The sequence below is a fragment of the Streptomyces sp. NPDC042002 genome (assembly GCF_055588305.1).
This window is the reverse complement of sequence record NZ_JBVJCT010000042.1, coordinates 2,007-15,438: the sequence shown is the minus strand read 5'-3', so window position 1 is coordinate 15,438 and position 13,432 is coordinate 2,007. Positions and strand designations below refer to the sequence as shown.

Annotated in this window: 16 protein-coding genes; 8 read left to right on the top strand and 8 right to left on the bottom strand. The window is 71.4% G+C overall.

Annotated features, from left to right (window positions below):
• Positions 1 to 160: 160 nt before the first annotated feature.
• Positions 161 to 397: a chaplin gene (locus tag ACZ6KY_RS36175; protein WP_469314499.1), complete on the bottom strand. Its 237-nt coding sequence runs from the start codon at positions 395 to 397 to the stop codon at positions 161 to 163.
• Between the two features lie 197 nt (positions 398 to 594).
• Between ACZ6KY_RS36175 and ACZ6KY_RS36170 the strand changes: the two genes are divergently transcribed.
• Positions 595 to 801, top strand: coding sequence for a hypothetical protein (locus ACZ6KY_RS36170; RefSeq protein WP_469314498.1), 207 nt, complete (start codon positions 595 to 597; stop codon positions 799 to 801).
• Between the two features lie 75 nt (positions 802 to 876).
• Here the strand turns inward: ACZ6KY_RS36170 and ACZ6KY_RS36165 are convergent, their stop codons facing one another.
• Entirely contained in the window at positions 877 to 1,527 is a 651-nt protein-coding gene (locus tag ACZ6KY_RS36165) for a DUF4360 domain-containing protein (protein WP_469314497.1), read from the bottom strand.
• Positions 1,528 to 2,068: 541 nt separating this feature from the next.
• Here ACZ6KY_RS36165 and ACZ6KY_RS36160 point away from each other — a divergent pair.
• On the top strand, positions 2,069 to 2,611 hold the full coding sequence (locus tag ACZ6KY_RS36160) for a hypothetical protein (RefSeq protein WP_469314496.1): 543 nt from the start codon (positions 2,069 to 2,071) through the stop codon (positions 2,609 to 2,611).
• Between the two features lie 41 nt (positions 2,612 to 2,652).
• On the opposite strand, the gene ACZ6KY_RS36155 is transcribed toward ACZ6KY_RS36160, so the two are convergent.
• The 4 genes from ACZ6KY_RS36155 to ACZ6KY_RS36140 form a co-directional block, all read right to left on the bottom strand.
• Entirely contained in the window at positions 2,653 to 3,489 is an 837-nt protein-coding gene (locus tag ACZ6KY_RS36155; protein WP_469314495.1) for a hypothetical protein, read from the bottom strand.
• A 114-nt stretch (positions 3,490 to 3,603) separates the two neighbouring features.
• Entirely contained in the window at positions 3,604 to 4,119 is a 516-nt protein-coding gene (locus ACZ6KY_RS36150) for a hypothetical protein (RefSeq protein ID WP_469314494.1), read from the bottom strand.
• A gap of 190 nt (positions 4,120 to 4,309) precedes the next feature.
• Positions 4,310 to 4,873 (bottom strand): DUF6624 domain-containing protein, encoded by a 564-nt coding sequence (locus ACZ6KY_RS36145; RefSeq protein WP_469314493.1) that lies wholly within the window; start codon positions 4,871 to 4,873, stop codon positions 4,310 to 4,312.
• Positions 4,870 to 5,544, bottom strand: coding sequence for an ATP-binding protein (locus ACZ6KY_RS36140; protein WP_469314492.1), 675 nt, complete (start codon positions 5,542 to 5,544; stop codon positions 4,870 to 4,872). The genes ACZ6KY_RS36145 and ACZ6KY_RS36140 overlap by 4 nt, the downstream gene beginning before the upstream one ends.
• A 144-nt stretch (positions 5,545 to 5,688) precedes the next feature.
• Here ACZ6KY_RS36140 and ACZ6KY_RS36135 point away from each other — a divergent pair, with 144 nt between their 5' ends.
• Positions 5,689 to 6,510, top strand: a complete 822-nt coding sequence (locus tag ACZ6KY_RS36135; protein WP_469314491.1) for an SDR family NAD(P)-dependent oxidoreductase — start codon at positions 5,689 to 5,691, stop codon at positions 6,508 to 6,510.
• A 73-nt stretch (positions 6,511 to 6,583) separates the two neighbouring features.
• Here ACZ6KY_RS36135 and ACZ6KY_RS36130 read toward each other — a convergent pair whose 3' ends face one another.
• Complete coding sequence (locus ACZ6KY_RS36130) at positions 6,584 to 7,981, bottom strand: hypothetical protein (RefSeq protein ID WP_469314490.1); 1,398 nt, start codon at positions 7,979 to 7,981, stop codon at positions 6,584 to 6,586.
• Between the two features lie 254 nt (positions 7,982 to 8,235).
• On the opposite strand from ACZ6KY_RS36130, the gene ACZ6KY_RS36125 reads away from it, so the two are divergent.
• The 4 genes from ACZ6KY_RS36125 to ACZ6KY_RS36110 all read left to right on the top strand — a co-directional run bounded on the left by ACZ6KY_RS36125 (position 8,236) and on the right by ACZ6KY_RS36110 (position 10,813).
• Entirely contained in the window at positions 8,236 to 9,102 is an 867-nt protein-coding gene (locus ACZ6KY_RS36125; RefSeq protein WP_469314489.1) for a helix-turn-helix domain-containing protein, read from the top strand.
• 3 nt (positions 9,103 to 9,105) lie between these two features.
• Complete coding sequence (locus ACZ6KY_RS36120; protein WP_469314488.1) at positions 9,106 to 9,342, top strand: DUF397 domain-containing protein; 237 nt, start codon at positions 9,106 to 9,108, stop codon at positions 9,340 to 9,342.
• 136 nt (positions 9,343 to 9,478) lie between these two features.
• Positions 9,479 to 9,976: a hypothetical protein gene (locus ACZ6KY_RS36115; protein ID WP_469314487.1), complete on the top strand. Its 498-nt coding sequence runs from the start codon at positions 9,479 to 9,481 to the stop codon at positions 9,974 to 9,976.
• Positions 9,977 to 10,012: 36 nt separating this feature from the next.
• Positions 10,013 to 10,813 (top strand): SAM-dependent methyltransferase, encoded by an 801-nt coding sequence (locus ACZ6KY_RS36110; RefSeq protein WP_469314486.1) that lies wholly within the window; start codon positions 10,013 to 10,015, stop codon positions 10,811 to 10,813.
• A 28-nt stretch (positions 10,814 to 10,841) separates the two neighbouring features.
• On the opposite strand, the gene ACZ6KY_RS36105 is transcribed toward ACZ6KY_RS36110, so the two are convergent.
• Positions 10,842 to 12,239, bottom strand: coding sequence for an FAD-binding oxidoreductase (locus ACZ6KY_RS36105; protein WP_469314485.1), 1,398 nt, complete (start codon positions 12,237 to 12,239; stop codon positions 10,842 to 10,844).
• Between the two features lie 258 nt (positions 12,240 to 12,497).
• On the opposite strand from ACZ6KY_RS36105, the gene ACZ6KY_RS36100 reads away from it, so the two are divergent.
• Positions 12,498 to 13,091 carry a VOC family protein gene (locus tag ACZ6KY_RS36100; protein WP_469314484.1) on the top strand — a complete coding sequence of 198 codons (594 nt, stop codon included), beginning with the start codon at positions 12,498 to 12,500 and terminating at the stop codon, positions 13,089 to 13,091.
• Positions 13,092 to 13,432: the final 341 nt, after the last annotated feature.

Here is a 13,432-nt window from a genome sequence, read left to right as displayed (position 1 = left end):
ACTCTCCTCCCTACCTTGCTCCTCTAGCCCCGTCCCTCCACCACCCCCCCCCCCACCCTCCCCCACCCTCCGTCCCCCCGGGGGGAACCCCCCCCCCCCCCCCGCCCCCGGGCCGGTCCCGCCGGCCGGGCAGCGCCTGCCCGGCCGGCGAACCGGATCGTCAGTTGTTCTTGCAGACGTTTCCGATCGCCGGGTTCAGCAGACCCACCACGTTGACCGTGTTGCCGCAGACGTTCGCGTCGACGTCGATGGGGATCTGGACGACATTGCCGGACAGGAGTCCGGGACTGTTCGCCGCGACGCCCACCGGGCCGGGGCCATCGGCGGCGGCGGTCCCGGCAGTGGCCAGCAGGGCCACACCGGCGAGTCCGGCAGCGACCATCAGACGAATGCGCATTCCAAAACTCCGTTCATTCACAGGGGTGCGAGCTCCTCCACCATCACCTCCGCGAATGGTTGTCGACATTCCAGCGCAGCCGAACGGGGGTTCGCCTGCCGCGACCACCGGGGGCCGGGCCCGACACCGGGTGCGTCGCGCGGGGCGTACGGAATGCCCGTAGCGTGAGAACAGATCCGGTGGAACAGGGAGAGACCATGTCATCCAGCCAGCCCGACGCGTCCACGCCCTCCGACGACAGGGCGACCCCCGACACGCTGCTGCACACCGGCACCGAGGGCCCGGTGACGGCCGAGGACCTGGTGCTCGCCGCGGGTCGCGACGTCACTCCGCAGAACCTCGCCTGGGCCGAGCGCAAGCTCCAGGAGGAAGGCTCCGCGGCGGTCGACAAGCTGCTGCCCTGAGGCTGTCCCGCGGGCGGGCTCGGCCGGCTCCGATGCGGTGGAGCCGACCGAGGACCCGCGTGCGAAGAGGCGGGGTCAGGCGGCGGGGCACTCCTTCCAGGCCAGGTGGTAGACGGTGCTGATGTCACCGTCCGTCGAGTCCATGGTCATGAAGCTGGAACTGCCGGGCGTCGAGGTGCCCGCGTTGACGCGGAGTTCGGTGTTGATGTTGAAGTTGCGCTGAACACCACAGGGGGACCAGACCAGTTGGGCCCAGTCCGTGGTGTCCGTGGACTGCCAGTCGTCGCCGTACGGGCCACGGAAGGGGTGCGTGATGGAGGCCGTGTTCGAGGATCCCTGGAAGTAGTACGAGGCCTTCTCCGTGCTGGTGGCACCCGCCTGGAGCGAGGCGAAGCCGCGGTAGTCCGCGCTGGCGATGGCGTAGGTGAAGCCCTGCGGGACGTGGACGATCAGGTTGAGCTGGCAGTTCTTGCGGAACGCTGTGGGGTCGGCGTTGCCTCCGACCTGGGCGAGGTAGTCGCTGTAGGTCACCGTGAAGGCCGTGTTGTCCGGGGAGACGGCGACGGCCGCGCTTCCCTGGGGACACCCGGATCCGTTGACCGTGGCGACACTGATGACGATCTTGTCCGGGGGCGGGTCCTCGATCCCGGAGGACGGGCCAGAGAGGGGAATCGCTGTGGCGAACAGGGTGGCGATCGCGCCACCCAGAAGCAGCCCACCAGCCATGGTGCTCCAATCCGTTGCGTCGGTGTTCCGGCGGCAGCACGCGGGGTGCCGCCGTGAAAGGGGGGTGCGGTTCCCCGAACGGACGGGGAGCCGTCGCAGACCAGTGCGTTGGATCAAGCATGACTCATTTGAGCATGCACATGACAAATGCCCATGCGCAGCCCGCCCCCGGCTGTGAAGGAGCTGTGAAGACCGGGAGTGACGAAATCGTACGTACGGCTGGTCGCGGTGGACAGGGCCATCTCCGGCCATTCGATACGCGCCGTTCACACCTGACACCACGGTCACGAGGCCCGTTCACCACGGTTCTCGCCACCCACAGCCGCGACCGCGGGCGCTCCGGCCCCCGGTGACCGTCACGGTGTGTGCGCACCGGCGCGGCACGTCGTCCTGAGACAGGCTTCCCCCATGGCCTGAGACAGGCTTCCCGGTGCCCCGAGGCGGGCGTTCCGGTGTCCTCGGGCGGACCGAAAGGCGACGGCGCCGCGCGAATCCCCCGCCCCCTCAGCGCGTCCCGGACGCCCCTGCGACACTGAGGCACATGGATCCACGACACCTGAGACTCGGCCGCCGTCGGATATGGATGAGCGGTGCCGTCTGCTTCCTGGTGCTCGGGCCGATCGGCTGGTTCTTCGGTGGCTGGATTCCCTTCACGCTGCTGGCCGTTGCCCTCACCCTCGCCACGGCGGTCTCGCACTGGCGGGCCCCCACCTGGCTCGCGCCCGCCATCGCCAAGGGCCAGTCGGAGAGCCGCCGGGACGTGGCCACCTTCTGCGTGGTCATAGCGGTGAGCGGCTACGCCCAGCCGCCCGCGCAGCCCGCCCCCTCGCCGGCGGACCTCGCGGCCCTGCGCCTGGAGGCGTACCGGTCCGCCGCGGACGACGATCTCTCCGAGGAACTGCGCCTCCTCGCGGCCGACGCGCTGGCCGCCGCGGACCACGCCAACGCCGAGGACACCCCGGCGGGCTGGCGGGCGGCACGGGCGAGCGCGGAGCGGCTGGCGCACGCCGCCCAGGAGGGCAATCCGTACGTACGGCAGCTGCTCATCCAGTGGGTGGAGGGCAACCCGGCGAGCGAGCGCTAGACGAGCGCTGGAGCCGCGGTCTCCGCGTAGCCCGGTACCCCTCAGGGTCGCTCGAAGAACTGGATCACGCCTCCGGCCGAGAAGCACAGCGCTCCCACGAGAGTGCCCCAGTTGGCGATGTCGACGTTCACGAGACTTCCGGTCTCGGGCCGTGTGAAGGCGGCCAGCGCCGAAACGAAGAAGAGCACGGATCCGAACTGGTTGACCGCCACGATCCACCAGCCGAGATCGCGGGCGAGGACGCGCGGACGGCCGTGGCAGACCTCGGCCAGCGCGAGGTGGCCGGAGAGCAGAAACAGGACGCACCCGACGATGTCGGGGGCCCAGATCAGCCGGTTCACCTGCTGGACCGAGAGTCCCCGCAGCAGCGAGTCGAGCAGGTTGACGCCGAAGACGAGCGTTCCCACGAACAGCAGGAAGGTACTGAGCCAGTCGATCCGGCCGGGCTCGTAGCTCCACCACCGCCAGCGCCGCCCGGCCAGCGAACCGGACTCGCTGTCCCGGCGGGGAGCGTTCACCGCCTGGAGCAGTGAGGCGTAGCCCCCGGTGTTGAAGAACAGGCCGCCCGCGAAGTAGATCCAGGCGCCCGTCGCGCCGCCCGAGCCGAACTGGGCGACCCCGGCCCCCAGGGCGAACAGGAACCCGCCGACCGTGAACGCCGTGGCGGCGATGTCGTTCAGCCGGCGCAGCCGGCCGATCGACACGGTGTCCGCCCGCCGGGAACGGGCCTCCGGTTCCCCCGGGGCGCGCACGGTGAGCAGGCCGCGTTTGCGGGCCAGGCGCGATTCCCAGACCGCGGTGCGCCCGTCCATGAGACGCCAGGTCAGCCGGGTCGTGAACGGACCCGCCCCCTCGGAGCGCGCTTCGGTTCGACTCACCTGGCGACCTTAGCCCGCCGTGGCGAAAACCGGCGTTCGCCCGCCCCGTCACCCTTTGAGTGGTTTCCGCGAGGAGAGCGGACCTCGGGCTCGGCGGGGCTCAGGCCGCCGGGTTCAGGACTCCGCCTCGCGCCTCAGGAAGTTGCTCACCTGGCAGGCGAGGCTGTCCCGGGCCGTGTCGGGGCGCGCGCCCGCCTCGACGGCCGCGTCGTTCTGGATGCCGCCCGCCCAGAGGTAGCGCTCGGTCCACTCGTCGTCGACCTTCAGCTGGATCTGGATGTCCATCCGGTGCAGGACGGTGTCGGGGCCGGCGGCGAAGAGGACCGCGGTGGCCCGGCGCAGGGGATAGATGTCGAAGCCCTCGATGAACTGCGAGTTCCGCCAGTCGAGGAAGGCGCTCTCGCCGTCTGTGCCGATGCGGATATCGATCTGGCCGTCTTCGAGGAGGATACCGAAATGCTCGGTGGCACGGTTCTCGACGGTCACCCGAAATCTGAAGTAGGTGAGTTCGTCGGCGGCGTCGTCGCGCCCCTTCGGGGGCTCCGCCTTTTCCACGCCATGGACGCGAACACGCAGGCCGGCCCGCTCGTCGTACTCCTGCCAGTCCCCGACCACGTTCGGCTCGCGCACAGTTCACCTCTCCACTTCGGAGAGTTGTTCCTATCTGTGCCCTCAACGAAGTGTCAAATGCGCCGAACATGCCGTGGCCAGCGATTTCCCCTTTCTTGATCGGCGATCAAGCCGTGCCCAGCCAGAATCTTCCCGCGCTACCCGGAAGGGACATTTCCGCACGTGCTGCACATCACGTTTCCCGGGCGCCTCACGCGCCGTCGCGCAGGCGCCGCAGCTGTTCGTCGAGCGGACCCAGGCCGACATCCCGGCGGCGTTCGTCGAGGGTGGCCGGACGGCGTACGGGATACGGGCGCAGGGTGACGGGATCGACGCGGGTTCCGTAGAACTGCGGCAGGCCCAGCTCGACGGCGCAGTGGTCGGCGATGTAGGCGTGGTGCACGGCGGGGCAGCGTCCGTCGGCCGCGGCCCGTGCGATCAGGTCCCGGCAGCCGAGCCGCAGGCCGGGGTCCGGGGCGTGCAGCAGGATCATCAGGGCCGCTGTCGAGGCGGGTGCGCCGACCTGCTCGGTGGTCGGCCAGCCGTACCGCCGGACGATCGTCCGGAGTGCTTCGGCGTTGCCCGCGCGGCACGCGAGGAGGACGTCGCGCCACGGCCCGGCGGGACGGTCGCGTGCCTGGCGCATCAGGCTCCGCTCCTCGTCGGCCCGGCGTACCAGCTCCCCCGCGAGGGCCCTGGCGAGCCCGGGGACCATCGGCGCGGCCCCCGGGCCCCCGGGGCCCTCCCCGGCGGACGTGGCCGGGTGCGCCTTCACGGCTCCCCCTGGAGCACCATCGAGAACCACACCTTCTTTCCCTTGGTGCCCGGGTCGGCCGGCGCGATGCCCCAGTCGTCGGTCAGCGCGGCGATGATCGCCAGTCCGCGTCCCGACTCCTCGGCTCCGCCCGCCGGACGCGCCGCGGGCAGGGCGGACGAGCGGTCGGCGACGGACACGCGCAGCTCGCGCGGGTCGCACTCGACGATGACGGTGATGGTGTCGCCGCGGTCCGGGCTGCCGTGTCTGAGCGCGTTGGTGAAGAGTTCGCCGGCCGCGAGCACCGCGTCGTCGACGCGCTCGGGCGGCAGCCGCAGACGGGCGAGGTGCTCGGCGACCACGGCCCGTACACGGGGCGCCCGCGAGGGGTGCGCCGGGACGCTGGTCCGCAGGAGGTGTGCCCCGCGTACCGGGCGCGAAGGGGTGCCGTTGGACGACGCGGCCCCGGCGGGCACGGGAAGCACGGGGTCCGCCGAAAGGGGCTGGGCCCCGGGCGGCCGGGGCCCGGTCGGCGTGGGGGGCTCGGTCGCTTCGGTGGGGTGGGCGCGGGCCGTGTGGCCGTCCGCCGCGCGCGGAGCCTGTTCCGAAGCCCGCGTCTCGTGCTCCAGAGGCCGGATGCCGGGGGCCGGTGAGGGCGACGGGCCGCGGCGCGGTGCCCTGGATGCCGTCATCGGTCCTCCTTCGGGTGCAGCGCGGGGGGAGGTTGTCTCGGCGGCTGCCCGTGCAGCCAACACGTCGGACTGCCTGGGCGACCAGGGGGTATTCGGGTTGTCCGGTTGTCAGCGCGTAGTGGCGTGGGATGTATGTTCGATCTTGTGAGGAACGGGAGCGGGGGCCGGGCGACGGCGTCCCTTGACGGTGGCACCGGCCGAGCCGGCCTGCGTGACAAGCGGGTGCTCGTCACCGGCGGTACGCGAGGACTCGGCGAGCAGATCGTGCGGCTGCTGTCCGCCGAGGGCGTGCGGGTGGCCACCTGTGCGCGCACCGCGCGGGGTCTGGAGGCGCTGGCCGCGTCGATGGGCCCCGGCCTGTTCACCCGGCCGCTCGATGTCACCGCGCCCGAGGACCTGGAGAGGTTCGTCGAGGACACCGCGGAACGCTTCGGCGGCCTGGACGGTGTGGTCGCCTGCACCGGCGGTTCCCGCGGGGGCGGCTTCGAGCAGGCGGACGCGGAGGACTGGGCGGCGACCTGGGCGGTGAACGTCGGTCACGCGACCCGGCTGGTGCGGGCGGCGGTCCCGTACCTGCGGTCCGCGGGCGGGGGTTCCGTCGTGGTGATCTCCTCGATCTCCGGCTGGAAGCCGGGACCGCCCGCGCAGTACTCGGTCGCGAAGTCCGCGCAGATACAGCTGGCCGCGTCGCTCGCCCGCGAGCTCGGTCCGGACGGGATCCGGGTGAACGCGGTCTCCCCCGGTTCGATGCTGATCCCCGGCCGGCGCTGGGACCGGATGCGCCGGGAGGATCCCGAGGCGTTCGCCCGGTTCGTGGCGGCGGAGCTGCCGGGCGGCGCGCCGGTCGCGCCGCAGGAGGTCGCCCGGGTCGTGGCGTTCCTGCTGTCGGACTGGTCGAGCGGGATCTCCGGCGCGCACCTCCCGGTCGACCGCGCCCAGAACGCCCCCTCACCCGAGGGGTACTGAGTCCGGTGGCGGACCGGCGGCGCCGCTCCCGGTCATGACCCCGCGCCCGGCCCGTCGCCCGGCTGCCCGCCGCTCATGCCGCCGCTCCGAGGACACCGCGGGAGCGGCGTTCGAACTCCTGCACAACGGGCTCGCCGCGGCGGGGTTCGAGGCGCCGGCGGAAGTCGCGCAGGGCCTGGACGGAGCGTTCGCTGTGGACGGCGCTGAGGGTTTCGAGTGCCAGTGTCGCGGTGCCGACCGCCTCGTCCAGGCGGTCCTGCTGGAGATGCGCGGTCGCGAGGACGGAGCGGCTGATGGCCTGGCGCCTGCGCCGGTCGGCGCCCGAGCCGAGCGACTCGCTCGCCGTGCGCTCGGCCTGGCGGGCGAGCCCCAGGTCACGGAAGCACAGGGCGGACTCGGCCTGGAGGTAGTGGTGGTCCAGATAGCGGACCCACATCGACTCCTGCTCGGCCCCCTTGCTCGCCGCCAGTTGCCGCTCCGCCAGCCGCAGCGCCTCGGAGGCGTCGTCCGGGCGGCCCTGCGCGGCGTGTCCGCGCGCCGCCATGGCGTACAGCCGCATCAGACCGAGGGGACTGCCCGCCCCCCGCGCCGTGACGATTCCGGCGCGGGCGAGCGCGACCCCTTCGTCGGGGCGGCCGAGGTTGGTGGCGAGGTGGGAGAGTCCCGCGAGTATCTGGCCGCCCAGCACCCGGTCGCGACCCTCGGCACACAGGCGCAGGCCCTGTGTCATGTAGCGCTGGGCGAGGCCGTACTCCCCCGCGTCGTACGAGCTCCAGCCGGCCATCGCGGCGAGGCGCGCGGCGGCCGCGTACAGCCGGCGGCGCTGCCGGGGCGGTGCGCCGCGCTGCTGGAGCATGGGGACGACCTCGGTGGACAGGTAGTGCACGATGCTGGTGCGGACTCCGCCACCGCCGTAGTGGTTGTCCATCTGGTCGAACACGGCGATCATCGCGTGCACCCGCTCGACCGGTCCGCCGCTCACGGGCAGGGTCGGGGAGACCGTGTCCTGGTGCTCCAACAGCCAGAGCAGCCAATCGCGTTGGGGGTTCGTCAGGGCCGCCGCGACGAAGGGGACCGCGCCGAGGAGGCTGCGGCGGGAGATGTCGGTGGAGCCCAGTTCCGCCAGTGTGTGCAGGGTCTCCGCCACGTCCTCGCCGTAGACGAGCGCTCTGCTCGCGACCGGGCGCTGGGGATCGGAGTGGAAGCCGAGGTCCGCGGGAGACACGGCGCGGCCGAGCCGTTCGGACAGCACGGTGGCGATCAACTCCGGTGTGCAGCCCCGCGGTTGCTGGCCCTGGAGCCAGCGGGTGACCGACGCCTTGTCGTAGTGGGAGTCCGTGCCCTGGCGGCGCCCCAGTTCATTGACCCGCAGGGCGAGGGAGGCGTAGGAGCAGCCGGCTTCCTTGAGGGCGGCCCCCAGCACCCGGTTGCCCCCGGTGGTCCTCGCCTGTCCCTCGGTCACGGCGGCCATCCCGTATCGCCTCACATCCGCGTGCGGCTGCGCCCTGACCCATACCTGCCGAGACTTCAATTCCGGTACGAACGAGCACAGTTGAGCGTGATCGTCGCCGAATGTGCGACCGGTCACTCGATCACTATGGTGGCCCGCCCACCGCCTGTGCAACCGGCGCTCTGATAATTTCAGAACGATCCGCATCGCTCTGTCACTGTCATCGACCGCGTGGCACACTGCACGCCGAGACGGCCGTTCCCGGGAGGTAGGACGTGAGCGAGAACCGCTCCGGCGGCAGCGCGCCGACCGTCCTGCGGATGGTTCTCGGGAAGCGGCTGCGGCATCTGCGGGAGCAGGCGGGAGTCTCCTTCGAGGAGGCGGCACGCGCCCTCGAGGTCACGCCCCTGACGGTCCGCCGGATCGAGAAGGCCGAGGTCGGGCTCCGCATCCCGTACGTAAGGGAGTTGCTCCGCGTCTACGGGGTCCCGGCGGCGGAGGTCGACGACTTCCTCACGCTGGCCAGGGAGGCCAACCAGCCGGGCTGGTGGTACAAGTACCGCGACGTACTGCCGGAGTGGTTCAGCGCCTACGTGAGCCTGGAGAGCGAAGCCAGCGTCATCCGCCTCTACGAACCCCACTACGTTCCGGGCCTGTTGCAGACCCACGGCTACGCCACCGCGCTGATGCGTGTCGGTTTCCCCAACGAGTCGCAGGACGACATCGGCCGCCGCGTCGCCCTGCGGATGAAGCGTCAGGACCTGCTCGCCAAGTCGGAGGCCCCGAACGTCTGGGCGATCCTGGACGAGACCGTGCTGCGCCGGCCGGTGGGCGGACCCGGGGTGATGCGGGCCCAGTTCGACCGGCTGGCCGAGGTCCTGGACTTGCCGAAGGTCCGGATCCAGATCATGCGCTTCGCCGTGGGCGCCCATCCGGGCGCGTTCGGCCCGTTCCACCACTTCCGCTTCGGCTTCTCCGAACTCCCCGACATCGTCTACACGGAGAGCCTGGTCGGCGCGGTGTACGTCGACCGGCCCGACGACGTCGTCAGCTATCTCGAAGTACTGGACCGGATGTCCGTACAGGCGGAGCCGGTCGCCCGGACCAGGGCCATCCTGGGTGAACTGCGTAAGGAGTTGTGATCCATGGGATCCGTGCACAACGGCATGTCCGCGGTCGAGCTGGGAACCGAGGGCTGGCACAAGCCCTGGAGCGGCACCAACGGCGGAAGCTGCGTCGAGGCCAAGCGGCTTCCCGACGGGAGCGTCGCCCTGCGCCAGTCGCGGGATCCCGAGGGGCCCGCGCTGATCTGCTCCCACGAGGAGATGGCCGCGTTCGTCGAGGGCGCCAAGTCGGGACAGGCCGACTTCCTGATCGCCTGAGCGGATCCCGCGCCGTACCTCCCGCGAGGGCGCGACTACGCCCCCACAACCGGACAACCCGCACGCACACTCCCGCCGTGCGGGTTGTCCCCCCACACTGACGAAGCCGGTCGTCCCGGAGGGAGTGGGTACGGGCATGATCCTCCACCAGGCCCTCACGCGGTGCCGGACCCTTGTCGTCGAGGGTCCGGACGGTCTCGACCGGCGCGCCCTGCTCGCCGAGCTGGCCCGCCACCACTTCCTGATCCGCCCCTCGCACGGGCACCTTCATCATGTGGACCCCACCCAGCCGTACCGCGAACTCCTCTCCGCGCCCGGCCGGTTGGCCGTCGACGGCGGCCTCGTCCACGAGCTGGTCTACGGACCGCTGCGCCGCGGGCGCTCCCGGGTGACCTGGATCCAGGCGCTCGACTTCGCGGAGGCGGTGGCCGAACGCGACGGCGCGCTCGTCCACATGACGGGCGAGACGGAGGACACCGAGGCGGCCCGCGCCTACGAGCGGGTGCTGCGCACCCTCGCCCAGCATGTCCCCGTGGTCACCCTGGACACCGGAGAACCGGCCCCCACCGTCCGCGTCCCCGTTCGCCCGGTCCATCAACTCGGCCTATATGTGCGTATGTTGACGATAGGTTAGAGAACCGACCGCGTGACGCACGGCAGGAGAACTCTCATGACGGACCGCCCCGACCAGGACGCGCTGTCCAAGATCGACACCACGGTGCCGCACTCGGCTCGCATCTGGAACTACTGGATGGGCGGGAAGGACAACTACGAGGTCGACCGGGTGGCCGGTGACGCGTACCGCGAAGTCGCCCCGAACATCGAGACCATGGCCCGTGCCTCGCGCGACTACCTGATCCGTACCGTCACGTTCGTGGCCGGCGAGCTCGGCATCCGCCAGTTCCTCGACATCGGCACCGGCCTGCCCACGTACGACAACACCCATCAGGTCGCCCAGCGGGTGGCGCCCGAGTCCCGCATCGTCTACGTGGACAACGACCCGCTGGTGCTGCGCCACGCCCAGGCTCTGCTGACGAGCACGCCCGAGGGCGTCACCGACTACATCGACGCGGATCTGCACGAGCCCGAGAAGATCGTCGAGGCGGCTTCCCGGATCCTCGACTTCTCCCGGCCCGTCGCCCTGATGCTGATGGGCGTCCTCGGCCACGTCCAGGACTACGAGGAGGCCAGGTCGATCGTCCGGCGGCTCCAGGCGGCGCTTCCCTCCGGCAGCTACTTCGTGCACTACGACAGCACGGACACCGACGCGGCGCTCAAGGAGGCCCAGCAGGGGTACGACGACACGGGCGCGATCCCGTACGTGCTGCGCGGCCCCGAGCAGATCGGCGCGTACTACGAGGGCCTGGAACCGGTCGAGCCCGGCATCGTGTCCTGCCCCCTGTGGCGTCCGGAGCCCGGTACGTCGCCCGAGCCCACGGACGTCCACGGAGGCGTGGCCCGCAAGCCGTGAGCGGAGCCGCCCGACCCCGCCCTCGCGGTCAGTCGGACGTCGCCGGCTCGATGTTCTGGTTGAGGCGGAACAGGTTGCCCGGGTCGAATTCGGCCTTGACGCGGGCCAGTCGCCCGTAGTTGTCGCGATAGCTGGCCCGTACGCGTTCCTGGCCCTCGTCCATCATCATGTTGACGTACGCGCCGCCCGCGGAGAACGGGTGGAGGGCCTCGGAGTAGTCGACGCTCCACTGTTTGACGGCATCGGCCTTGGCCGGGTCTGGGTCGACACCGACGAAGACGGAGGCCCAGCCGGAGTTGCGGTAGCTCCAGGCGGTGTCCGTCGGGGCGTGGTCGTGGACGGCGCCGTCGATGGGGTACATGTGCATCGTCGACTTCCATGTCGGCGCCTCGGCACCGTACTTGGCGTGCAGGGCGACGGCCTCGGCGGGGATCTCGTCGACGAAGTCCGCCCGCCAGTACCACTGGTCGCCGGGCGGGTAGACGCCGTCGAACGCGGACTGGATCGCGGGGTGCGGCATCGGCGCCGGACCGTGGAGCAGGGGCGCGGGCAGCGCGTCGAGCAGCGGTGCCATGTCCCGGGCCGCCGCGTCGGCGTCGTCCCCGACACGGCACCACACCACACCGCAGACCTTCTTCAGGTGCATCTCCTCCGGGAACGGCGGACCGGGCGGGACCGAGCCGAAGAGGAAGAAGCCGCCCAGTTCGCGGGGTGCGTTCGGGATGAAGTCGCGGTAGGCGGCGAGGACTTCGGCGCCGAGTTCGACGGGCCAGAAGGTGGGACCCGCGACGACCGTGCTCACCTCGTGCAGCCGGAACAGGAACGAGGTGACGACGCCGAAGTTGCCGCCGCCGCCGCGGATCGCCCAGTAGAGGTCGGGGTTCTCGTCGGCACCGGCCCGTACGCGCTCACCGTTCGCCAGGACCAGATCGGCCTCCAGCAGGTTGTCGATCGTCAGCCCGCACTTGCGGGTGAGATGTCCCAGGCCGCCGCCGAGGGTGATGCCGCCGACGCCCGTGGTGGAGATGATGCCGCTCGGTGTGGCCAGGCCGTGCGCGTTGGTGGCGCGGTCGACCTCGCCCCAGACACAGCCGCCGCCCACGCGTACCGTGCGCGCGGCCGGATCGACCTCGACGTCCTTGAGCGGGGAGAGGTCGAGGACCACACCGTCGTCACAGGTGCTCAGGCCCGCCCCGTGATGGCCGCCGCCGCGCACCGCGAGCGGGAGGGCGTGGTCGCGGGCGAAGCCGATGATCAGGGCGACGTCGTCCGGATCGGTGCAGCGCGCCACGAGGGCGGGCCGCCGGTCGATCATCGCGTTGTAGACGGCGCGGGCCTCGTCGTATCCGGAATCCTCCGGGCCGATCAGCTGCCCTTTGAATCCGGACAGTTCCTGGCGTGCCGCTTGTACCGGTGTGATGGACATGTGCATCCCCGTATCTGGAGACCGCCCCAGGTCCCGGTGCCCGGGCCCTGGACCGGCCCCCGCCGATGGGTCCGATGTGCCCGTTCCAGCCCGATTCATGACCAGCGTACCCCCGCGACTCCCACCCAGCTCGGCGATCTGGGATGCCCGCGTTTCACCGGCCGGGAACAGGCTTTGCCGACCTGGGACGCCGGCGCTGATGCCGACAGCGGCGGCGACAATAAGCGGGCGACGGGTTCGAGGACTCGGGGGAACGGGATGCTGACCGGGATGGTGTTCGACGCGCTGGATGTCACGCGCATGGACCGCTTCTGGCTGGACGCGACGCGGGGCCTGACGGGCGGCCTGCAGCTGCGGTTCGTGCCGGCCGGCAAGCCGAAGACGGCACTCAAGAATCGGCTCCACCTCGACCTGGCCGGAGGGCCGGACTGGGAGGCCGAGGTGGCCCGCCTGCTTGCACTCGGTGCGACGCGGGTCGACATCGGCCAGGGGGACGTCCCGTGGGACGTGCTGGCCGATCCGGAGAACAACGAGTTCTGTGTGCTGCGTCCCGGACACCCCGGCGTGCCAGCAGATTCCGGCCTCGTCGCGATCTGCCTCGACGTCGCCGAGGAGGACCGCTTCGAGCAGGAGGCCTTCTGGCAGTCCGAGGCCGACTGGCACGTGGTCGAGTCCCAGGACTGGGGCGTCCGGCTGCGCCCGAGGCCCACCAGTACGGTCTCGCTGGTGATGGGGCCGCCTGCCGCGCCGAAGGCGGCGCGGAACAGACTCCGGCTGGAAGTCACCCACCACGACCGGGAATCAGGCGAGTTCCTCGACCCCGGCGGAAACGAGTTCCACGTCACGCGCTGACTCCCGCCTTCATGGCCGCCGCGCCGACCCGTCGGCCTGGACGAGTCCTCCGTGGACGGATCGCACGTCCGGACTCTCCAAGGACGGATCACGTCGGCCCCTCAACAGCGCCTCGGCCAGCGGGTGTTCGACGGCGGGCGGCAGCGCGGCCGGCGGACCGCGGCAGCGGAGAGCCGGGCGCACCCCGGCGACCCCGGCGAGCGGAACCGTCCGGACGTGGGGGGGGGGGGGGGGGGGGGGGGGGGGGGGGGGGGGGGGGGGGGGGGGGGGGGGGGGGGGGGGGGGGGGGTGTTTGTTTTCTGGTTGGTCTCTCGGTGAGGGGGGCTACTTTTGCGGTGCGT

What these genes read in the sequence shown, in the direction of transcription:
- ACZ6KY_RS36165 (WP_469314497.1), bottom strand. Translation starts at nt 1,527, where the DNA reads ATGGCTGGTGGGCTGCTTCTGGGTGGCGCGATCGCCACCCTGTTCGCC.
- ACZ6KY_RS36120 (WP_469314488.1), top strand. Translation starts at nt 9,106, where the DNA reads ATGGGATCCGTGCACAACGGCATGTCCGCGGTCGAGCTGGGAACCGAG.
- ACZ6KY_RS36100 (WP_469314484.1), top strand. Translation starts at nt 12,498, where the DNA reads ATGCTGACCGGGATGGTGTTCGACGCGCTGGATGTCACGCGCATGGAC.
- ACZ6KY_RS36140 (WP_469314492.1), bottom strand. Translation starts at nt 5,544, where the DNA reads ATGACGGCATCCAGGGCACCGCGCCGCGGCCCGTCGCCCTCACCGGCC.
- ACZ6KY_RS36160 (WP_469314496.1), top strand. Translation starts at nt 2,069, where the DNA reads ATGGATCCACGACACCTGAGACTCGGCCGCCGTCGGATATGGATGAGC.
- ACZ6KY_RS36130 (WP_469314490.1), bottom strand. Translation starts at nt 7,981, where the DNA reads ATGGCCGCCGTGACCGAGGGACAGGCGAGGACCACCGGGGGCAACCGG.
- ACZ6KY_RS36175 (WP_469314499.1), bottom strand. Translation starts at nt 397, where the DNA reads ATGCGCATTCGTCTGATGGTCGCTGCCGGACTCGCCGGTGTGGCCCTG.
- ACZ6KY_RS36110 (WP_469314486.1), top strand. Translation starts at nt 10,013, where the DNA reads ATGACGGACCGCCCCGACCAGGACGCGCTGTCCAAGATCGACACCACG.
- ACZ6KY_RS36105 (WP_469314485.1), bottom strand. Translation starts at nt 12,239, where the DNA reads ATGTCCATCACACCGGTACAAGCGGCACGCCAGGAACTGTCCGGATTC.
- ACZ6KY_RS36115 (WP_469314487.1), top strand. Translation starts at nt 9,479, where the DNA reads ATGATCCTCCACCAGGCCCTCACGCGGTGCCGGACCCTTGTCGTCGAG.
- ACZ6KY_RS36170 (WP_469314498.1), top strand. Translation starts at nt 595, where the DNA reads ATGTCATCCAGCCAGCCCGACGCGTCCACGCCCTCCGACGACAGGGCG.